The organism is Rickettsiales bacterium (assembly GCA_041396965.1).
GTDB lineage: Bacteria > Pseudomonadota > Alphaproteobacteria > Rickettsiales > SXRF01 > SXRF01.
In genome coordinates this window covers 1868217-1888149 of record JAWKXN010000001.1, presented here as the reverse complement: position 1 = coordinate 1888149, position 19933 = coordinate 1868217, and the positions used below count along the sequence as shown (strand labels likewise).

The 19933-nt window shown below is 38.9% G+C and carries 19 protein-coding genes and 1 pseudogene; 5 read left to right on the top strand and 15 right to left on the bottom strand.

The window, feature by feature from the left end; all coding sequences use genetic code 11:
• Window positions 1–35: 35 nt before the first annotated feature.
• From uvrA to R3D71_09925, 5 genes are all read right to left on the bottom strand, one after another.
• Window positions 36–2891, bottom strand: a complete 2856-nt coding sequence (gene uvrA / locus R3D71_09945; protein ID MEZ5691968.1) for an excinuclease ABC subunit UvrA — start codon at window positions 2889–2891, stop codon at window positions 36–38.
• A gap of 539 nt (window positions 2892–3430) precedes the next feature.
• Window positions 3431–4969: an ATP-binding protein gene (locus R3D71_09940; GenBank protein MEZ5691967.1), complete on the bottom strand. Its 1539-nt coding sequence runs from the start codon at window positions 4967–4969 to the stop codon at window positions 3431–3433.
• A gap of 79 nt (window positions 4970–5048) precedes the next feature.
• Entirely contained in the window at window positions 5049–6107 is a 1059-nt protein-coding gene (locus tag R3D71_09935) for a PAS domain-containing protein (GenBank protein MEZ5691966.1), read from the bottom strand.
• A gap of 133 nt (window positions 6108–6240) precedes the next feature.
• Window positions 6241–7311, bottom strand: a complete 1071-nt coding sequence (gene flhB, locus R3D71_09930) for a flagellar biosynthesis protein FlhB (protein ID MEZ5691965.1) — start codon at window positions 7309–7311, stop codon at window positions 6241–6243.
• Between the two features lie 41 nt (window positions 7312–7352).
• Window positions 7353–8114, bottom strand: a complete 762-nt coding sequence (locus R3D71_09925; GenBank protein ID MEZ5691964.1) for a flagellar biosynthetic protein FliR — start codon at window positions 8112–8114, stop codon at window positions 7353–7355.
• Window positions 8115–8505: 391 nt separating this feature from the next.
• Between R3D71_09925 and R3D71_09920 the strand changes: the two genes are divergently transcribed.
• Entirely contained in the window at window positions 8506–9714 is a 1209-nt protein-coding gene (locus R3D71_09920; protein ID MEZ5691963.1) for a PAS domain-containing protein, read from the top strand.
• A gap of 9 nt (window positions 9715–9723) precedes the next feature.
• Here R3D71_09920 and R3D71_09915 read toward each other — a convergent pair whose 3' ends face one another.
• Window positions 9724–10071 carry a zinc ribbon domain-containing protein YjdM gene (locus R3D71_09915; protein ID MEZ5691962.1) on the bottom strand — a complete coding sequence of 116 codons (348 nt, stop codon included), beginning with the start codon at window positions 10069–10071 and terminating at the stop codon, window positions 9724–9726.
• A gap of 269 nt (window positions 10072–10340) precedes the next feature.
• On the opposite strand from R3D71_09915, the gene R3D71_09910 reads away from it, so the two are divergent.
• Both R3D71_09910 and R3D71_09905 read left to right on the top strand, forming a co-directional pair.
• A complete protein-coding gene (locus R3D71_09910) occupies window positions 10341–10907 on the top strand; it encodes a hypothetical protein (GenBank protein MEZ5691961.1) in 567 nt (188 codons plus the stop codon).
• 146 nt (window positions 10908–11053) lie between these two features.
• On the top strand, window positions 11054–11221 hold the full coding sequence (locus R3D71_09905) for a hypothetical protein (protein ID MEZ5691960.1): 168 nt from the start codon (window positions 11054–11056) through the stop codon (window positions 11219–11221).
• Here R3D71_09905 and R3D71_09900 read toward each other — a convergent pair.
• From R3D71_09900 to R3D71_09890, 3 genes are all read right to left on the bottom strand, one after another.
• On the bottom strand, window positions 11218–12255 hold the full coding sequence (locus R3D71_09900; GenBank protein MEZ5691959.1) for a TIR domain-containing protein: 1038 nt from the start codon (window positions 12253–12255) through the stop codon (window positions 11218–11220). The genes R3D71_09905 and R3D71_09900 overlap by 4 nt on opposite strands.
• A 244-nt stretch (window positions 12256–12499) precedes the next feature.
• Window positions 12500–13369 (bottom strand): ImmA/IrrE family metallo-endopeptidase, encoded by an 870-nt coding sequence (locus R3D71_09895; protein MEZ5691958.1) that lies wholly within the window; start codon window positions 13367–13369, stop codon window positions 12500–12502.
• Complete coding sequence (locus R3D71_09890) at window positions 13356–13685, bottom strand: helix-turn-helix transcriptional regulator (protein MEZ5691957.1); 330 nt, start codon at window positions 13683–13685, stop codon at window positions 13356–13358. The genes R3D71_09895 and R3D71_09890 overlap by 14 nt, the downstream gene beginning before the upstream one ends.
• Before the next feature lie 138 nt (window positions 13686–13823).
• Here R3D71_09890 and R3D71_09885 point away from each other — a divergent pair, with 138 nt between their 5' ends.
• Together R3D71_09885 and R3D71_09880 are read left to right on the top strand one after the other, a co-directional pair.
• Window positions 13824–15371, top strand: a complete 1548-nt coding sequence (locus R3D71_09885; protein MEZ5691956.1) for a nucleotidyltransferase — start codon at window positions 13824–13826, stop codon at window positions 15369–15371.
• A 13-nt stretch (window positions 15372–15384) separates the two neighbouring features.
• Window positions 15385–16323 carry a CBASS cGAMP-activated phospholipase gene (locus R3D71_09880; protein ID MEZ5691955.1) on the top strand — a complete coding sequence of 313 codons (939 nt, stop codon included), beginning with the start codon at window positions 15385–15387 and terminating at the stop codon, window positions 16321–16323.
• A 30-nt stretch (window positions 16324–16353) separates the two neighbouring features.
• Here R3D71_09880 and R3D71_09875 read toward each other — a convergent pair whose 3' ends face one another.
• The 6 genes and pseudogenes from R3D71_09875 to R3D71_09850 form a co-directional block, all read right to left on the bottom strand.
• Window positions 16354–16593 carry a hypothetical protein gene (locus R3D71_09875; protein ID MEZ5691954.1) on the bottom strand — a complete coding sequence of 80 codons (240 nt, stop codon included), beginning with the start codon at window positions 16591–16593 and terminating at the stop codon, window positions 16354–16356.
• Between the two features lie 391 nt (window positions 16594–16984).
• Window positions 16985–17413 carry a DUF5681 domain-containing protein gene (locus R3D71_09870; protein ID MEZ5691953.1) on the bottom strand — a complete coding sequence of 143 codons (429 nt, stop codon included), beginning with the start codon at window positions 17411–17413 and terminating at the stop codon, window positions 16985–16987.
• Between the two features lie 103 nt (window positions 17414–17516).
• Window positions 17517–18872, bottom strand: a pseudogene (locus R3D71_09865) (DUF3987 domain-containing protein).
• A 232-nt stretch (window positions 18873–19104) separates the two neighbouring features.
• Window positions 19105–19338 (bottom strand): bifunctional DNA primase/polymerase, encoded by a 234-nt coding sequence (locus R3D71_09860; protein MEZ5691952.1) that lies wholly within the window; start codon window positions 19336–19338, stop codon window positions 19105–19107.
• A 43-nt stretch (window positions 19339–19381) separates the two neighbouring features.
• Window positions 19382–19705: a bifunctional DNA primase/polymerase gene (locus R3D71_09855; GenBank protein MEZ5691951.1), complete on the bottom strand. Its 324-nt coding sequence runs from the start codon at window positions 19703–19705 to the stop codon at window positions 19382–19384.
• Window positions 19706–19715: 10 nt separating this feature from the next.
• Complete coding sequence (locus tag R3D71_09850; GenBank protein MEZ5691950.1) at window positions 19716–19907, bottom strand: helix-turn-helix domain-containing protein; 192 nt, start codon at window positions 19905–19907, stop codon at window positions 19716–19718.
• Window positions 19908–19933 lie beyond the last annotated feature (26 nt).

The following is a 19933-nucleotide window of genomic DNA, read 5'->3' as shown; positions in this document are numbered from 1 at the left end:
AAGGCAAGTCAAATTTTACTTATGTATCTTATTGATTATGCTGCTTTTTGTTTCTTAAGTAGTGGAGATAGATATTTTCCGGTTATACTTTCCTTGCAATTTGCGACGGTTTGTGGGGTTCCGGCTACTACTATTTTACCGCCTTTATTGCCACCACCCGGACCTATATCAATCACCCAGTCGGAGGTTTTTATAACATCCATATTATGCTCAATTACCAGTACGGTATTGCCGCTATCCACTAGCTTATGCAGCACGGAAAGCAATTTTTTTATGTCATCGCTATGCAGACCAGTTGTTGGCTCATCAAGTATATATAAGGTACGTCCGGTCGCTCGTTTAGATAATTCTTTGGCGAGCTTTATCCTTTGCGCCTCACCGCCGGACAGGGTGGTAGCGGATTGACCAACCGCTATATAGCTAAGCCCTACCTCTTGCAGTGACGCTAGTTTTTCACGAATAGATGGCTGAGAGTTAAAAAACTTAACTCCTTCCTCAACAGTCATTTCCAATATGTCGGAGATTGATTTATCTTTGTATTTTATTTCCAGTGTCTCACGGTTATAGCGTTTACCGTGACATACATCACACTTTACATATACGTCTGGCAGGAAATGCATTTCTATCTTGGTTACACCATCACCTTGACATGCTTCGCATCTACCGCCTTTTACGTTGAAAGAAAAACGCCCTGAGGTATAGCCGCGCGCTTTGGCTTCAGGAAGAGCGGCGAACCAATCCCGAATCGGGGTGAACGCTCCAGTATAAGTCGCCGGATTAGAACGAGGGGTACGGCCAATGGGCGACTGGTCAATCTCAATGATTTTATCGATAAATTCCAGACCTTTAATAGAGTCATGCTCACCTGGTATATTGCGGTTATGGTTTAGTTTTTTAGCTATCGCTTTATATAATGTCTCAATTATTAGTGATGATTTGCCACCACCGGAAACTCCGGTAACGGAGGTAAATGTTCCCAGTGGAATCTCGGCGGTTACATTTTGTAGATTATTTTCTCTAGCGCCTTTTATGGTAATCTTTTTATGTTTAAGGAATGGACGGGTTTTGTCAGGAACAGCGATAAATTTTTTACCACTTAAATATTCTCCGGTTATGCTTTTTGGATCATTCATTACTTCTTGCGTTGTGCCTTGCGCTACTATGTATCCACCGTGAATTCCGGCGGCAGGACCAATATCTATCAGATGGTCGGCGGCGCGCATTGTATCCTCATCATGCTCAACCACGATTACGGTATTTCCTAAATCTCGTAGATGTTTCAGGGTGTTTAGCAATCGTTCATTGTCGCATTGATGTAAGCCTATTGATGGTTCATCCAGAACGTAGAGAACACCGGAAAGACCAGAGCCAATTTGCGAGGCAAGACGTATACGTTGTGACTCACCGCCGGACAGTGTGCCAGATTGTCTGGAAAGTGTAAGGTAATCTAGTCCAACATTTATCAGGAATTGCAAGCGTTCACGAATTTCTTTTACAACTTTCTCGGCGATTTTTTGCTGTTTCTTATTTAGTTTTTTATTTATCGTATCAAACCACTCATAAGCTTTATCTATACCAAATTTGGTTACCTCACCGATATTAAGTCCACTGATCTTGACACATAAAGCTTCTTTTTTTAGGCGATAGCCGCTACAAGTCTCACAGTCATGATTATTCTGGAATTTTCCTAATTCCTCACGCATCCATGAGCTGTCAGTTTCTTTCCATCTGCGTTCAAGGCTGGGGATTACTCCCTCAAAAGGTTTGTTACTGGTATATTGACGCGCGCCGTCAGCATAGGCGATTTTAACATTTTCATCACCGGAGCCGTAAAGTATCATTTCTTTGATATCGTCATCTAACGTACTAAATGGTGCGGATAAGCTAAATTTATAGTGTTTTGCTAGACCTTCTAGGGTTTGGGTGAAATATTTACCCTGACTTGAGTTCCATGGAGCTATCGCTCCCTCGGCTAATGATTTGCTAGTATCTGGTATTACCAAATTAACGTCAAACGTAAGCTGCGTACCTAGTCCGTCACAGGTTTGACACGCTCCATACGGGCTGTTGAATGAGAATAAACGAGGTTCTATCTCGGCTAAGGTGAAACCGGATACTGGGCAGGCAAATTTTGAGGAAAGAGTAAGGCTTTTACTTTTCTCGGGCGACTTTGTTACAGTCTCAACATTGATAAGCCCGCCGCTGATACCGATTGCGGTTTCTATGCTATCGGCTAGACGATTTCCCAAATCATTGCTTATTGTTATGCGGTCAACCACCACGTCAACATCATGTTTTTTATTCTTATCAATTGCTGGTAGCTCATCAATTTTATGGATTTCTCCGTCAAGTCGTAATCTTTGGAAACCTTTTTTCTTTAGATCGGCGATTTCTTTTTTATGCTCACCTTTGCCTCCACGAACAAAAGGCGCAAGTAGTAGGATTTTAGTTCCCTCCTCAAATTCCATTATTTTGTCAACCATTTGTGATACGGTTTGACTTTCAATAGGCAATCCGGTCGCTGGAGAGTAGGGGATACCCACACGAGCGTAAAATAGGCGTAGATAATCATAAATTTCGGTGATAGTACCAACTGTTGAGCGAGGGTTACGAGAGGTGGTTTTTTGATCAATAGCTATCGCTGGTGACAAACCATCTATTGACTCCACGTCTGGTTTATCCTGAATGTTAAGGAACTGACGAGCGTAAGCTGACAAGCTCTCAACGTAACGTCTTTGTCCCTCAGCGTAGATGGTGTCAAAGGCAAGTGAGGATTTTCCCGAGCCACTAGGACCGGTTATAACCACCAGTTTTTCACGAGGAATATCAATATCTATGTTCTTAAGGTTATGTTCTTTCGCGCCACGTACGCTGATAAAATCATTAGTCATTGTGAAATATTTCATTCTTAGTTAAGGAAGCCGGCGATTGTAGCAGGAGAAAGCGGCTAGTCAATTATATACTTGTTTTAGATAATTTTTATGCGAAGCGAGTATGAAATAGATGCTAGATTCTAGGGGATAGAGGCTAGGCAATTAGGCGTTAGGAAACAAGAAGCACAACCAGTAGGTCGTGCGAGCCTTCAGCTATGGCTCCATCCGCCTTTGCGCTTACGCGTTACGGCTAGACAAGTATGAAAGACAGAAGTCTTTCACGGGGCATGGCGATTGCATTTGGGTATCAGGTATTGAACATGACACTGTCATGCCGTCTTTATGACGGCATCCGGTTGTGAAAAGCAGAGCTTTTCACTGGATTTATCTGTAACCTACCAGACCCCGCTAACCACGTGCGGGGTGACATTGTATCCAAATCTGATTGCTATGTTTTTCGGGGACGAAATATAAACAAGCTTCCGGTAGGAAATACCGGAAGCGATAAAAAAATTGCGTCTTTTTATTAATAGTGAGTGTAGCTAATGAATATTAGCTTATCCTACTACTTCTTTGATTTTGCTAGCTAATTGTTTGAGGGTGAATGGCTTGGCTAGGAAATTAAAACTGCGTTCATTGCCATAGTTATCAACAAACACATCCTCAGCGTAGCCGGAGATGAATATTACCTTTAGATCAGGATAGTCCGGCATGATTTTTTCAATCATGGCTGGTCCGGTCATGCCAGGCATTATTACATCAGTTACTATTACCTCAACATCTTTACCTTTTTGTTGCATGATTTCCATAGCGGTTTCCGCGCAGTCGGCCTCCAGTACGGTATAACCTTTATTACGCAGTGCCCTGCCAGCGAAAATACGTACCGGTGTCTCATCCTCTACCAATAGTATGGTGCTTTTTCCGGTGAGATCTACACTATCGGATTTTTCCGGTGATTGGTTCTCAACAGCCGTGTTTGCCTCATTTTGCTGTACAGATGGGAAGAAAAGGCTAAAATTACTGCCCTGATTTTCTTTGCTAGCTATATACACGTAGCCACCAGTTTGTTTTACAATGCCAAATACGGTTGAAAGACCAAGACCAGTGCCAGAACCGATTTCTTTGGTGGAAAAGAAAGGCTCAAATATTTTCTGAATTATATTTTTAGGGATTCCGCATCCAGTATCAATAACTTCTACCAGCACGTAATCACCATCTATTATTTGTGCCTCTTCTTCTTCAGGTGATATTAAATCTTTAGACAAAGGATGATCTTTGCTTATATTATATTTACTGGTTTTTATGGTAAGAGTCCCACCGTTTCTCATCGCGTCACGAGCGTTGACCGCCAGATTTATAAGCACTTGCTCAAGCTGTCCCTGATCGGCGCGGACGTGACCAATATCACGGCCATGAATCATTTTTAATTCTATATTCTCACCGATAAGCCTGCGTATAAGATTGGTAAGTTCAGCGAGTACATCAGCTAAATCTAGTATTTTGGGCTGCAATGTTTGGCGGCGAGAAAAAGCGAGAAGCTGGCGTACTAGGTTTGCCGCTCGGTTGGCGTTCTGTTTTATTTGCATTATGTCGGCGAATGATTGATCTCCAGCTGGATGACGCATTAGCAATAAATCACAAAATCCGATCATGGCGGTGAGTAAATTGTTAAAATCATGAGCTACACCACCGGCTAGTTGACCTACTGCTTGCATTTTTTGTGAGTGAGCGAAGCGTGTTTCCAGATTTTTTTGTTCGGTAATATCTATAAGATGTAGAATTAATATATTACCATCTTGCTTTATGGTGCTTATATAAGCGGAGACGATTATTTTTTCACTATTAGGCAATGTTAAAGAAAAAATCGGCACTTCATTTAGTGTTTCACCGGCGAGCGATTTTTTAAGTATAGTTTCTGTTTCCAGCTTTTTATCGTCTGGAATAAAATTTAGAAAAGGAAAAGGTGTTAGGTCATTTATAGAATTTCCGGTAAGTTCATGAAACGCTGGATTGCCACTTACTATGTCACCATTTTCATTAATAATAGCGATAGCTATTGGTGAGATATTTATATACGAATCAAAGTCAATACTCATTTTATTAAACACTCACTTTATATTTTGTTATTTATGTAAATTTTGTGTATTTGTCTGGATTAAAATAAAAGAAAAATATTTACCAGCTATTATTATTATTTTTCTTTTTGTTAGAAGTTTTATCTTCTGGGTCCATGTTATGGACAAGACCTATATATCCAGTGATACTTCCTTGCTCATCGTACAAGGGACTTTGTTCTAACGTCACCTTTATCTCTCCACCGAGTTTTTTACGTAAGTTCAATTCCCCATTAAAAGATTTTATATCACCTATATATTCACCTTCGGTTGATTGAGAAATAAGGTTTTTGAAGGAAAGGCCATTTCTTATTATCTCACCTTCATCATAGTAGAGCCATTGCTCAAGCGTTAAGTTGACATAGGTTATATTATCAAAAGAGGTTGTTAAGTACGCACCTATATTCATACTGTCAGTAAGGTAAGAAAACAACGCTATATTATCATTGGTAAATATTAAGCCATTACTGTTGTCATTATTTTGTTGTGTTAGACCAAGTACGCGTTTTTCTATATATTCACGTCCTCTAAGTAACATAAACCCTTTTGGTCTTGGGATAGGTTCTATGGACATAACGATCTTATACGCTTTCCCTTTGGCATCAGTTATATCCAAAATGACTTTTTTATGGACACGGTTCTCAAGAGCGTTAAAAACAATTTTTCTATCATCTTTAGATACTTGTCCCCTCTCTAAAAGAACATCTATAGCCCGTCTTGGCTCTTTGTAAAAATCGGGGAACATTTGCTGGAAAGAACGGTCTATATAAGAGATACTTCCATCATCTTTTATGATTAGGCAAAATTTATTGCTGCTACTTAGGGCTGATGACAGTAAAGCGTTTTGGAATTCTGTAGCGAGAACTAGATCTCGGTTTTTTTGGATGACGACAACTACGTAAGTACCAACTGAGATTAGAAGAACAAAAAGTACCTGCCCAAAAATCACAGTATTTTCTACAAAAAAACTAAGCAGAATAGTTATAGGCAACACAGCGGCGAACATGATACACAAAGTTTGCCAAAGTGGTCTGCGTTTGCGTACTACAAAATCATGATTATCATCTATAGCTATAGTATCGTCTTTTATCGGTAAGGATTCTGCGAAACGGATTGTCATTGGTATGATATTTTTTGTGTTGCGACGGAAATAGTTTGACTTAACGCGCTATACTAGAAAAGCTGTTAAAAAATAACAATAAAAAAATGAACTAAAATAGCATTGTGCTTATAATTAGGCGCAAAATTCTTAGCTAGAATTTTTTGCCTTTGAGTTTGTATACATAAGAAATAACTTTTGCCACCGCCTCGTAATGATTTATCGGTATTTCTTTATCAAGTTCGGCGGAAGAAAAAAGCGCGCGCGCCAGCGGTGGATTTTCAACTACAGGTATTTTATTCTCCTCAGCGATTTGGCGTATTTTAAGAGCGATTAAATCTTGTCCTTTAGCGACCATAGTTGGCGCGGACATAGTGGCGCTATCATAACGTAGGGCTACGGCAAAGTGGGTAGGGTTAGTGATTACCACGTCCGATTTTGGCACTTCCGCCATCATTCTATTTTGCGCTCTTTCCATTCTTAGGCGACGCAGCCTTTGTTTTACTATAGGATCACCTTCAGATTGTTTATGCTCGTCCTTTACTTCTTGTTTGCTCATTCTTAGTGATTTTATATGCTGGAATTTTTGGTAGAATACGTCAAACATCGCGATAAAAAACATGGTGACAACTACACCTAGTATCATGCGTTTTGCGACTGTAAGTAAGAATAGCAATGTACTTTCAAGATTCTCGTGAGGAAGCTTGCTTATATTGCCAAGTTCAGGATATACAGCTAAAAACGCTACTACTCCTACCGTTGTTATTTTTAGAATATTTTTTATAAAATCCACTAGCGAACGCATAGAAAAAATACGTTTGAAACCAGATATTGGAGATATTTTACTAAGCTTTGGCGTTATGGGCTCAGTGCTTATTATAAAGCCATTTTGTATTAAATTTGAGCTTATCGCGGCTATTATCGCGGCAAGTAGCGGCATAGCTATTACAGCCACACTACCAAAAGCGAGATTATATAATACTATGCTAAGTCCTTTTTTGTCGGATATTAGATTATCCGCCTCTCCTAAAAATGGCGTTAAAAGTTCGGCGGTTCCTCGCATAATCTGAGGTATGAACCAGCTTATTGTTACCGCCAACGCCATTAACATAAAAAAGCTATTAAGCTCTTTTGAGCTTGCTAGATTACCTTTCTGTCTAGCGTCATCAAGCTTCTTCTGGGAAGGGTCTTCCGTTTTGCTGTCTTTGTCTTCATCTTCAGCCATATAGCCGTCGCTCTATATTTTTACATACGTTGCAATTGTATCTAGGGTAATAGAAAAATTTTGAATGAAGATTCTATATATTCCATATACCACAACATCATTGTGCTAAAACTTATCATAAAAATGAAAAAACTAATAAGTAATTGTGGCGCGATGAGAATAAAAAACACCTGCATATTAGGCATTAATCTTGCTACTATGCCTGAGCCAAGATATATCATAAGTCCGACTACTATATGAGGAGACGCTATTTTCATCGCCATCTCAAAAGCGCTACCAACAGTCTTTACCGCATGGTTGGCGAAGCTTCCCGCGCTTGGGAACTCTCCTGGTAAAAATAAACTATAGCTTTGCATTACGCCGCTTAGCATAAGATGGTGAATATTGGTTGAGAATATAAGAACCAGAGCTACAACTCCAATTAGATTACCAAGCGATGTACCTTGTCCTTGCGCTTGCGCTACGTCTTTGGTGACAGCGGACGCAAGACTTGACTGGTAGGATATTATCATGCCAGCCATATGGGCTGTTGAAATGAGTATGCGGCTTATTCCGCCGATAAACAGCCCAACCGTTATTTCGGCAAGTATCACTATAAAAAGAGCGAGTGCGCTATCAGGGATTTCTGGAATATTTTTTATTATAGGGGATATAAGCACACTTACCATCGCGGCGAATATCAAGCGTATACGAGCGGGGATATATATCTCACCAAAACCGGGAAGTAACATTATAGCCGCGCCAACACGACTGAATACAAGCATGAAGGTGAAAATTTGAGTGATTAAAATATTCTCTAGCATGAGGTGGATTTATATAATGTGGCGGATTAAGTGGCAAGGGTTTAGAGAATTGGGGAAGTTATAGTAAATTGGGTAGTTCTTACTACAAGTTACCATAGCTGGTAGGAAATGCCGGAGATGAAATATAAAATAGGCATTAGACGTTAGGCAATAGGGATTAAGGAGCAAGAAGATCGGTAAGTCAGGCCGAGTGAGCCTTCAGAAATGTCTCATGTGAAAATCAGTAGATTTTCACAGGGACGAAGAAAAATAAGTAGAAAATCTAGGAGATAAAATATTTAACTTTCATCTGGATAACTAATAAAAAATATCTTGTTATTCTCTTATTAGGAGAATATTAATAGACTATACAATAGTGTAAGTTGTAAAAAATTATATGATAAGAGGGTATATGGTTCATAAAAACGAGCAAGAACAATATGAGGTTTCTTTTGATTTTACCGAGCTATTTTTTTCTCGTACAGACACACGCGGCATTTTAGAGGCGGGAAATGGTGTTTTCGGTCGTATAAGCTTGTATAGTTGGGATGAGCTTATTAAAAAACCGCATAATGTTATTCGTCATTCTGACATGCCAAAGGGTGTGTTTTATTTATTTTGGCAGTTTCTTAAGCAGAAAAAACCTATTGGTGCGTATGTAAAAAATCGCGCGAAAGATGGTCGCCATTACTGGGTGTTTGCCATAGCCACTCCGGTGGAAAATGGTTATCTTTCGGTGCGGCTGAAACCGAGTAGCAATTTTTTTCAGGTAGCGCAGAAAGAATATGAGGCGCTTTTGAAATATGAGCATGATAATAATGTTACACCACAACAGAGTTCGGAAAAACTGCTGCAGGATTTGAAAGGGTTGGGATTTGGTAGTTATGATGAATTTATGTCTTCCGCGCTTGGTGAGGAGATTCTATCGCGTGATCGCAATTTAGGAAGAGTAGAAAATAAAGTTATTTCTTCTTTGAATCAACTTATGAAGGAAGCCAAATCGTTAGACGCCGAGAGTGAGAAAATTACTTCTTCTTACGAAGAAAATCGTTATGTGCCGATGAATTTGCGTATACAATCTTTTAAGCTTGAGGAGCAGGGGCGGGCTATCAGCGTTATATCAGGTAATTATGATATTGTATCAAACGAGATTAAAGAGGAGCTAGGTAAGTTTAGTAATTCCGCTAGTGATGTCTTCAGGCTTTTATTTGAAGGACAGTTCTTGCTTTGTACAGCTTCTATACAAAAGGAAGTAGTAAAATTTTTTGAGGGTGAGCATATAAGTGAGGATAACCCTACTAATAAGCTTCTGGAAATGAAGAGTCTTGAGGGACAGCAAGTAGAGTATCAGAAAAGAGCTAAGTTGGCGATAGCCAAGATTTTGTCACAAATTGATAGTTTTGAGGATGATTGCTCACGTATGCGCAGGTGCGCGGCGAGTTTGGAGGTTATTCGAGTGATGGCGAAAATAGATACCGCCCGACTTACTGATTATAAAGGCGCGTTAAATGAACTGCTTAATAATTTGCAAACTTTTCAGGATTCCATAAATGATAGTTTGTCAAAAATTGATGATGTTAATAGTCAGATGAAATATCACTTGCTGCGTGCTAGTGCTTAGCTGACCCTATTAATCCGCTACTTTTTTGACAAATATAGACTTCAGTCCCATCGCCCCAATTCCGGGTATTTTACAGTCTATGTCATGGTCTCCTTCGGTAAGGCGTATGTTTTTTACCTTTGTCCCGACCTTTACTGTTGATGATGAACCTTTTACCTTTAAGTCTTTTATTACTGTTACTGTATCGCCGTCATATAATTCCGTGCCGTTCGCGTCACGTATAATTTTTTGTTCCTCGTTATTATCTACTGTGTCTTGTTTGGACCATTCGTGCGAGCATTCGGGGCATATATACATACCTCTATCTTGATATACATAAGAAGATCCGCATTTTATGCAGTTGGTAGTTTCACTCATTTATGTAGTTCCATAATTTGTTAATTTAGTCAGCTAGGCTATCATGAATGTTATTCTACGCAAATGAAAATAATTAGTTGTAAATTATTAAAGGAGCAAAGAAGTTTAGTATAATTAGATGAGAATTATATAGTTTCAAATTTTTAATGATACATTAAAAATTAATTGCGCTCGTTTTCGGCGACTAATTTCATAGTCTTTCTGCTTTTTAGAAAGTAAAAAGACTATATTTTATGGTAATCGTAAAGTAAAGAAAGGCAAGGAATGATATGGGAAATGAATCTGCTAAACCATCAAAACAAATACTGATAAAATTTTTACTGCTTTTGCTATTGCTGCTTGGATATTTCGCCTATCTTAGTTATCAGTATGATTTGCTAACCGGTGGTGTTGCCGCACTCCTTACTTGGAGTTTTTTCGTTTTATGCACACCGGTAGCGGACGCTGGATTCCTGCTTGATTTCCCATTGCGGATTTTGTTTGGTATCAGGATGGTTTTCTCAGAAATAGCTGTTTGGGCTATCGCTATTACTTTGAATCTGGTTTCGCTTAATTACTTTCCTGATTATTATAAGACTACTCTGGTTACCAGATTACTGCATGAGATACTTACGCACCCATATCCGTACTGGGCGGTGATATTGTTGTCGGGCATGGGGACTTTTCTTTCTATTCGTTTTGGTGATGAGTTGATGGATGTCATCCACCACCACGACCGGAAATTTTTCCACTCTCACCATTTTAAGCATGAATTGCTGCTTTTCACATTCTTTCTGATGGTGATTTTTGGTTATTATGAGCTGATAGCATCACTGGGAATAAAAGAGATGATGTAAGTGGTGGAGGCAAGCGGAGCGTGGACAAACCGGATTCTAGTAATCATGCGGGATTGGAGATGTGAGCTTGAAAAACATATGGCCGCTAAATTAGCTTGCTAGTTGTCGAAAAGAACGCATGTGTCAGTTCAAAAAGGAGCTGACCCATGAAAATTACCGACCTCGAACCCTATCGACCTCATATTGACCGATTTGACTTAACCGAAGAACAAAAAATGGAACTCATAGCTGCAATCCAACAAATTGCACATATAGTCTTGGATAAGCATTTTAGAGTATATGAGACAGAAATGAAAATCAAAGAGGATGATTAGGCTACTTCTTCGTGAAGGCTTTTTTCAAGTGTCCTCATTAGCGCATATGGCAGTTCTTTACTTAATATCCACATATCTTCATTGGGACGATAAAATTCTCTCATCATTGGATGTCTAAACGTAAACTCCAATACTTCGCTATACTCATCAAGAGCTTTCCTCTTTTTATCTAATGAAACTTTGCTTTTAAACAATTGAATTAAATCTGTTCCACTATCGTATAACCAAGGAAAATCTTCTTTCAGTAGGCTTAGTATCATCTGTATGCCTACATAACTATTGCGGTGCGGAAGTGAAGAGTGCAAAAGCTCTTCTATCATCATGGGATGAAATTTACGTTTTCTCATTCCATAACGAGGATGCAGAGATCTCTTGGTAATCTCTTGCAATTCAGCAACTTGACCCTTTATCGACTCTAAATTCTTTTCTAGCACTCCTTCTGGATTTCTTAGAAGCTTTTGATTAGTTCTACTTAAATCAAGAATTTCTTCAAAAATATGGCTGTATGAATCAAGGTTTCCGTTATTACTCTCCAATGACTCTGTCTCATCTGCTATATCGGGCAGACCTTTTAGCTTTTTTTCTAATTGTGGATACCATACATCAAATGCTTCATTTAACTTTTCTTCGCTAAGCCCATTAGGTGCAGAGGCTGCATTTAAGGTTTGCACCAATTTTTTAATGTCCCCTTTTTCGAAAATTGTCGATTGAAATTGTAAAATTGGCCCTTCAACCTCCGATCGCTTTACGTTGAACAGGAAGGGGCAAACGAGTGATTTATCCATCGTTTTAGATAGAGCCCCAGCTTCAAAGTTAAGCCATGGGGCAGACAGGTTTTCTTTGGTGACACATAAGATGCCAAAGGTTGAATCTTCAAGTTCTTGAGCAATGTCCGAACTCCACCGAGCACCTTTATCAATATCTTCTGAGGAAACGTAGGGGACGATTGACTGTATAACAGAAGGCAGCCAGTCTTTTAAGACTAATGCAACCTTATGGCTTTTATCACCTGACCAACTTAAAAAAACTTTCATAAAGAAACCTAAAATTTCACCCTAGCGGATTCGAACAACTCAACTATATGATCAAGCTAGAAAATAGCAAGGCATTGGGTGCTTGTTTGAAACAGGACTAGTCCTAATGAGTTATTTCAAACTCAGCCGGCGACAGGATTGATTTTTCGAACATAACGCATTGATAAAATTAAATATTAATAACATGAACTTTGAAATATACCACCATTTGTACCACCATTCTTTGTTTTGCCTACTATACTATTCACCTAAAATTCTTGCTATATGAAGTTTCCAACCCTTCTTCGTCCTCATCAACCTCATCACCAAGAGTGAGTAAAGTAATACGATAACCATCTTTTTGTACAAGAACCTGCTCGTACACGCTTTCGTATTTTTTATTGTTACTCAACCAAATATCACTTTCACATTCTTGCCATTCGGAAGAATTGCCATATTGACCATTAAATAGTTTAGTCACAGTATTGGTTGGAATTATATCATCTTTCCATACAGCTAGTTTTGGAAAATATTGTCCTTGCACTGTATATGATACCTTGCCATTTTTAGAGAAAACCAATGCACATGGCTCATCTTGAAACTCAATATATCTACGCCCCATTGATTCTTTGCTCACATCATATTTACTAGCAAGAGAAACTATATGGTCAATCTCTGGTGATTTAAGCAATCTAATATCTTTCTGCATAAATTTAGATGGTATAAGCAATTCAGCAGCAAATTGATTTGCTTCTACCTCCATTTTTTGCTGCATATCTGCTGGCTTATGGTTAGATGTAATCATGTCTTTTGAATTACACATAAACTTCCCTGAACTATTAGGAATGTGCCAAGGATTAAGGTAATGACCTAATTCATGCCCTATGGTAAATCTTTGCCTTTGTTGGCTATTTTCTTTTACTAGGATACAGCCTGAGCTTTTGTCATCAAAAGTAATAAGTCCACCTTCAAATCCAGACACATTAATTGGTTTTATTTCAATAATATCTAGCGCCATAGCAATATCACGAACTGGTATAGGCAACTGAATATCTGGTAATTGATTAATTACTGCTTGAGCTAATTTTATTGGGTGGCCAATGTCTGCAAGCTCCATCCTATCAATTTTTATCATTTGCATTCCTTGCCTTTAGTGCTTTTACCATTAGTTCAACAGCTTCTCTATCCTTTGGGTCTAAGTCAGCCAAATCTTTTTGCAAATCACGGAACATTACTTGAAATTCTATATCCTCATCATCATCTAAAAAATATGATAATGGCATATCAAAAATAGTGGCCAATTTTTTTAATGTTTCCACAGAAGGATTTTTAACTTTGTTTAGTTCAAGCTCATATATATGGGCTTTGGAAACACCAACTTCATCGGCCACTTGTTGCAATGACCATCCTTTTTTCATTCTGCGCTGCTTTAATTTTGCGCCAATAGACATAATTTCTCTGCTCCCTACCTAGGTTGAACCATCGTTTTTAATTAAAAACAATGTATGTGTTGACATACGACACATTGTATGTGTATATTACCCTTGTTTGCAATTAAAAACAATCATTTTAACACAGAAAGTTATAAAATGTTGACAAAAACAATTATTAAAAAAGAACCTAGCTTATCTTCTCGCAAAAATAAAATTACGGAAGAATTTTTAGAGGATGTAGCTACGGCTATACAAATTCCAGATGGCAGATACGAAGAGGCCGTTAGTAGATATAAATCGTTGAAAGATTGGCTATTACGAGATGATTCCATATTAAAAAACTACAAACCAGAAGTTTCTTTACAAGGTTCTTTTAAGTTAGGAACAGCAATAAAACCAGTAAGTGAAGAAGAAGAGTATGATATAGACTTGGTTTGTAGCACTGAGATTTCTAAATCACAAATTACGCAAAAACGATTAAAGGAGATGATGGGAAAGGAAATTGCAGGATATGCAAAGTCATATAATATGCAAAATCCAGAATCAAAAAGGAGATGCTGGCGCGTTCAATATTCTCAAGACGCACAATTTCATTTGGATGCACTGCCTGCTATTCCTGATTCTGAAAGTCAAAGAACTTTATTAGAATCATTACGAGTTGAAAGTGCACTCATTAATTCGGCTATAGCAATTACCGATGATGAACATCCTCAGTATAACAATATTTCTCAAGATTGGCTAAGTAGCAACCCAGAAGGATATTCAAATTGGTTCTATGGAAGAATGAAAGCTGTTTTCAATTCTAGGCGTAGTGTTATTGCCTTGTCAGAGGGAAGGCGTGAAGAAGAGATTCCAAATTATAAGGTGAAAACACCTCTACAATCTGCAATTCAAATCTTAAAAAGACATAGGGATATGACGCATGATGAAGGTGATGAAGATAAACCTATATCAATTATAATTACCACTCTTGCTGCACGAGCTTACAACCAAGAAATAACAATATTGGAATCATTAAATACAATATTGTTTGGAATGGAAAATTATATAGAAAATCGCAATGGCATTTATTGGATTACTAATCCGACCAATCCTCAGGAAAATTTTGCTGATAAATGGGCAGAAGATTCAACAAAAAAAGAAAAGTTCTTTGAATGGTTGGAAAATGCCAAAAATGATTTTTCTGAATTATGGGAATTAACGGATAGAAGAGAAATAGCCGAATCATCCGCTAATTTCTTGGGTCGTCAATTAGTGGAGCGAGCAATAAATGAGAAGTCAAAAACAAATAAGCCTAATTTTTTAATTCGCCTTCTAAATCCTCCCCATCGTAAAAAGCTAGAATGGCCAGAGAATATTACCAAAAAAGTTATTGTTACTGCAGAAGTAATCCGAAATGGATTTAGAAAGCAACCGATTAAAAGTGATGAGCCAGCAATACCCAAGTATTGCGATTTATTTTTTACTGCAACAACAAATGTTGCGGAACCATATGAAATATACTGGCAAGTAGTTAATACTGGCAAACAAGCTAAGGAATTTGGTCAGTTGCGCGGCGGATTTGATTTTAGCACTGCAAATTTAGGAAAAAATATTCGTCGCGAATCCACAAGTTATAAAGGTTCACATAGTCTTGAATGCTTTATAATAAAGGATGGCGTATGCGTAGCGCGTAGCGGGCAATTTGTTGTTAATATAAGGTAGGGGATAGTAGGTTATGCGTAAAATTTTGTGTATTGATGGTGGTGGTATCAAGGGGATATTCCCTGCTGCATTTCTCTCTGATATTGAAGAACAAATTGATGGTGAAATTGTTGATTATTTTGATTTAATTGTAGGAACATCAACAGGGGGGATTATCGCCATAGCTCTTGGTTTGGGGTTAAAACCATCAGAAATTTTGCAAATATATACAGATTTAGGTAATAAAGTTTTTTCAGAAACATTTTTTGGTAAGATAATAAACTTCATAAAATTTAAGGCAAGGTATGATAATAAAGCATTGGAAGAATGCCTAGTTGACGCACTAGGAGACAGGGTAATAGGGGAAAGTAAGGTTAGGCTTGTTATACCCTCAGCAAGTATAACCACTGGTGAGGTCTATATTTATAAAACCGCACACAATGAAAGATTTAGGCAAGATTATAAAAGAAAAGCGGTTGATGTGGCTTTGGCTACATCGGCAGCTCCGACCTACTTTCCTACGCATTTTTCTGAAGTAGGTATACCACTTATTGATGGTGGCATATGGGCAAACAACCCTTGCGGTGTTGCTGCGGTTGAGGCATGTGGGGTGCTTGGATGGGAGCCAGAGAATGTTAAATTATTTAGTCTTGGCTGTACAGAAGAATCTTTTGATTACAACCCACCTTTTTGGAATATCAAAAAACGAATATTGAAATTTCTTAATGTTATAATGCAGGCTCAATCTTCAAGTTCATATGGTGCAGCACAGTTATTGCTTGGTCATGGAAATGTTACAAGAATTACATATGTTGCACCAGAAGGGAAATTCAAATTAGATGGTACAAAAACAAGTAATATTTTAGCTGGACTCGGCAAAGAAAAAGCAAGGCATGAATACCCTAAATTGAAAGATGTATTCTTCAAGGAAAAGGCAGAGTTATTTTGCCCAATATACTCAATAACTAAGTAGATTTCACCAACTGGTAGCTTGGCTAACAGGTTACTCCTCACCACCTCTATAATACTTATCTCTCCATTCTTTCTTTTCTTCTTTTTGTGCGGAAATATCTGGTGTGGTTGGTTTATAGAGCGGTTTCATGATGGCGGTAATGGATTCTTTGAAGAAATAGGCAATGCCGAGAATCATGCCTGCAAAGGCAAGACCTATAATTGCTTGTACCCATGGTGTTAGTTGTGAAAATTTGTTTAGTAGGTCGGCTGAGAAAATATACTCATTCATGTCTATAGCTCCACATTTATGGTTAAGCAAAATCACCACTAGAACATCAAAAGATGACCTAATGGTGACTGGGAGCTAGTAACATGTCTAAGCCATGCCTGCCTAATTTACGGCAAGCCGTTATTGTATTCGGCAGACTCCCAGCCATAGGCATGGGAGCCGAATTTCGTATCGGACAAACGCTTTAGATAAGGAGTTACTAGCTCCAGAACGGCAACACACCATTCCACATACGACCATACAAAGCAGTGATGAGAATGTAAAATACTTTAATGATAGTCAGTTTTGATTAAAATGACCGTAGAGCGCATTCCTTGGGTTTTACTAGGTTCGGTATGGATTTTATATATTTGCGCTTGTAACGCTTATAAGAGCGCTGGGGATGGTTTGGTTAAATATCATCCATCGGCATAAGAGGAATGGTTGACACTAAGGTTTTTCGTTGTTGTTCTATAAGCTCGGAAACAATTTGTGCGTCCTGAGGCGATATTTCTCCAGCACTTACGGCTTGAAGTAGCCTATCTATAGCTGGAATTAGGTCAAAAATCGTCTTTACACTACCAATTTCAAAATAAACCGGTAGGTCTTTGCGCGGTGGACAAATTCGCTCCATTACCAACTTGATTGCTACCATATCACCTTTTTTAGCGCGTTCTATAACTTTGCGAGTTATCTCTTCGGCCTCATCTTCCAATAACTCAAGCACTGCTTGCATGGTAGTTTTATTGCGGCTGCCTTTAGGTCTGCCATTTGGGTTGCCGGACTTGCCTTTTTCAAACGGCCTACCATTCGGCTGTTTAATTATTGTTTTAACAGCCACATCTTCTTGGTTTTCATAGAAATATCCTCACTATAGCTTAAGGACGGTGGACAATAGGGACGACTTGTTTTTTCGTCCTTATTGTCCTTCGTCCCATGCCACATTATACCTTGAGGACACGGGGATTTACATCGTAATTAACGGATTTATTATGAGTTTCGCGAGGTTTTATCCAACCTGCTTCCTCAAGATAAATCAAGGCTGCATCACGGCGTTTAGTGTTGCGGCTTGGAATAACATCTCGCAGTACCTCACGAGCATTTATAAGTGATGGTTTGCGCTCCACAATCCAACGAGCGACCATGAGCGCGTCTTGCTCATCTTGAGGTACGGAAACATTGCTCAAACAGTATTTACCCATAGGGTAAAAATAATGCTCCACCATATAAATCGCTTTTTCCACATGGCAGACATCAATTTGGAACTGCTCATCGGCAGGGTTTTGCGCCCACTCAAGATAGTGCAAAACCAACGCTATGCGAGCAGCGATACCACGCAATTTGCCTAGGTGCGAGATAAGCATACCATGCTCGCGTTGCTCACATTCTTGAAGGCGACCTCCAAACTCTTCCATTAATGAGCGACCTTTGGTACACAAAGTGAGTATTTTAGGATTAGGCGCACCATACTCATCCAAAGGAACATCCAGCTTCTCAAGTTCTACAAAAATATTGCGTAGAAGCTCGTAATTTGGTGTTACATCTGGCTCTTTGATTTTGCGCGGAATAGCGTAAACATAAAGAAAACGCGAAGCCAAGCCATCATCTGGTTGTTGTAACATGAGTTGGTCTAGCTTCTCGGGTTGGATGCTCCCAATAATAGAAATCAAAACTGATGGTACAAAAATAGTGGTGGAATATTTTACGCGGTCTATAGTTTTTGAGCGTCCACCAAACTTTCCAAATAAAACGGACGGTCATCTCCACCATGTTTTCCAAATTGGCAAGCAACCCTGCTAACTCATCATTAAACCGATTAACCCACGAACATTTTCGGAAAGTATGAGAGCCAGCTTCTCAACTGTAGAATCCTGCACCACGAGGCGTTTTGCTATTGGTGCTTTCGGTTCTTCGCTTACAAGTGCAAACTCTTTATTTGCCTTACGCTGCTCCATTGCGAGTTTGTATTCGCGCATTTCCAGCTTGTATTGTTGCTGGTATTTGGCCTCAAACTCACGAACTATTGGAAATACCGCATCAAGCGCAGGTGATTTATTACACGAAGGCAAACCCACTAACATAAACCACAAGGAGGTCGCTTCTGGCCAACCTTGCCATATTTCAACCTGTCTTGCATTGCCAATAACTCCAGCAGCAGTGCATAACAAAGCTGCCATGACATAGTCAGGTGCGGCACATTTACAGGCTGAGGCATCATTGATAAAAAGCTCTAACTTTTCACCAAGTAAATGATGTGGACATTCGGGTAATATAACCTCAGGACGATGGACGACGCTCATATCGGGATTATCCCAACGATCGTTGAGTAAGCGAGGATTTTCCTTGCCTTTCTCAAACCCACTAGCGATTGTTGCATTTATCTCGCGCTCTTCTAATCCAATTTTTGAGCCGATGCTTTTAAGGATGCAATAACGCGCTCTTCTGGCAAGCCATAATGAACAATTTGACCAAGCACAAAGGCAGATTTGTTAAGTTGAATGTTGCGTTCTCCTTCCTTCTTTTCTTCAAGAATTAAGCATTGTTGTTGATTACATCATTCATGAATGATTCAGGAAGTTGGTTAACCACCACATTGTTTTTAATGGCTTTATTAGGTTTCACCACCAAATCAAGCAACCACTCTGGCGCATCGGCAATATCGTTTTCAAATGGTGAGTTTGCCCACTCGTAATTATTGCCATTAGGATGCAAAGAAGGTGGGGCAACCACATAACCACCATCACCACGAACATCAACACCAGTCATAACTTCACCATGTGCCTAGCACCAGCAAGGTTATGAATTTCGCCTAATTCTGCGTTATAGCGAAAATAATAGTGTTTTCCTTTGCCAGTTTTAACGGAAACTGTTTTGGGTAATTCACCATATTGATTTTTAAGAGCTTTAAGCGTGTTTGCGCCTTTTCTCCATCAATATCCAAAACCCAAATGCCAGATATTTTACCAGTGATAATAGCAACATTATATTTGCCTTTATCCCACTTCTGGCATTCTTGAATGCTTGCTTTTTGGGTTTGGTATTTTTTCCAATTGACAATGGATTCTTTTGTTCCATGTTTTAGTGGAATAGGATTGAAGCCAATTTTTTGTAACGAAGTAAATATGTTTGTCATGTTCGCCTCCCTATTGTTCTTTGTTGGGTAAAGAGGCGATGAAGGCTTCAAGTGCCTTCATTTCAATTAAAGTGCGTGCGCCATATTTTTTGGCAACTAGCTTACCTTCTTTAATTGCGTTATAAATTGAGTTTCGTCCTAAATTACTAATCTGCATTGCCTCTGGCACTGAGCAGACCAGTTTTGTTTCTAAAATAGTCATAAAAAACCTTTCTAAAATTATGTTAA

Excerpts from the sequence above, each read along its gene's own strand:
- R3D71_09880 (MEZ5691955.1), top strand. The coding sequence starts at position 15,385 with ATGCGTAAAATTTTGTGTATTGATGGTGGTGGTATCAAGGGGATATTC.
- R3D71_09920 (MEZ5691963.1), top strand. The coding sequence starts at position 8,506 with ATGGTTCATAAAAACGAGCAAGAACAATATGAGGTTTCTTTTGATTTT.
- flhB (MEZ5691965.1), bottom strand. The coding sequence starts at position 7,311 with ATGGCTGAAGATGAAGACAAAGACAGCAAAACGGAAGACCCTTCCCAG.
- R3D71_09940 (MEZ5691967.1), bottom strand. The coding sequence starts at position 4,969 with ATGAGTATTGACTTTGATTCGTATATAAATATCTCACCAATAGCTATC.
- R3D71_09850 (MEZ5691950.1), bottom strand. The coding sequence starts at position 19,907 with ATGACTATTTTAGAAACAAAACTGGTCTGCTCAGTGCCAGAGGCAATG.
- uvrA (MEZ5691968.1), bottom strand. The coding sequence starts at position 2,891 with ATGACTAATGATTTTATCAGCGTACGTGGCGCGAAAGAACATAACCTT.
- R3D71_09875 (MEZ5691954.1), bottom strand. The coding sequence starts at position 16,593 with ATGAATGAGTATATTTTCTCAGCCGACCTACTAAACAAATTTTCACAA.
- R3D71_09935 (MEZ5691966.1), bottom strand. The coding sequence starts at position 6,107 with ATGACAATCCGTTTCGCAGAATCCTTACCGATAAAAGACGATACTATA.
- R3D71_09860 (MEZ5691952.1), bottom strand. The coding sequence starts at position 19,338 with ATGACTGGTGTTGATGTTCGTGGTGATGGTGGTTATGTGGTTGCCCCA.
- R3D71_09905 (MEZ5691960.1), top strand. The coding sequence starts at position 11,054 with ATGAAAATTACCGACCTCGAACCCTATCGACCTCATATTGACCGATTT.
- R3D71_09915 (MEZ5691962.1), bottom strand. The coding sequence starts at position 10,071 with ATGAGTGAAACTACCAACTGCATAAAATGCGGATCTTCTTATGTATAT.
- R3D71_09855 (MEZ5691951.1), bottom strand. The coding sequence starts at position 19,705 with ATGACAAACATATTTACTTCGTTACAAAAAATTGGCTTCAATCCTATT.
- R3D71_09925 (MEZ5691964.1), bottom strand. The coding sequence starts at position 8,114 with ATGCTAGAGAATATTTTAATCACTCAAATTTTCACCTTCATGCTTGTA.
- R3D71_09895 (MEZ5691958.1), bottom strand. The coding sequence starts at position 13,369 with ATGATAAAAATTGATAGGATGGAGCTTGCAGACATTGGCCACCCAATA.
- R3D71_09910 (MEZ5691961.1), top strand. The coding sequence starts at position 10,341 with ATGGGAAATGAATCTGCTAAACCATCAAAACAAATACTGATAAAATTT.
- R3D71_09890 (MEZ5691957.1), bottom strand. The coding sequence starts at position 13,685 with ATGTCTATTGGCGCAAAATTAAAGCAGCGCAGAATGAAAAAAGGATGG.
- R3D71_09900 (MEZ5691959.1), bottom strand. The coding sequence starts at position 12,255 with ATGAAAGTTTTTTTAAGTTGGTCAGGTGATAAAAGCCATAAGGTTGCA.
- R3D71_09885 (MEZ5691956.1), top strand. The coding sequence starts at position 13,824 with ATGTTGACAAAAACAATTATTAAAAAAGAACCTAGCTTATCTTCTCGC.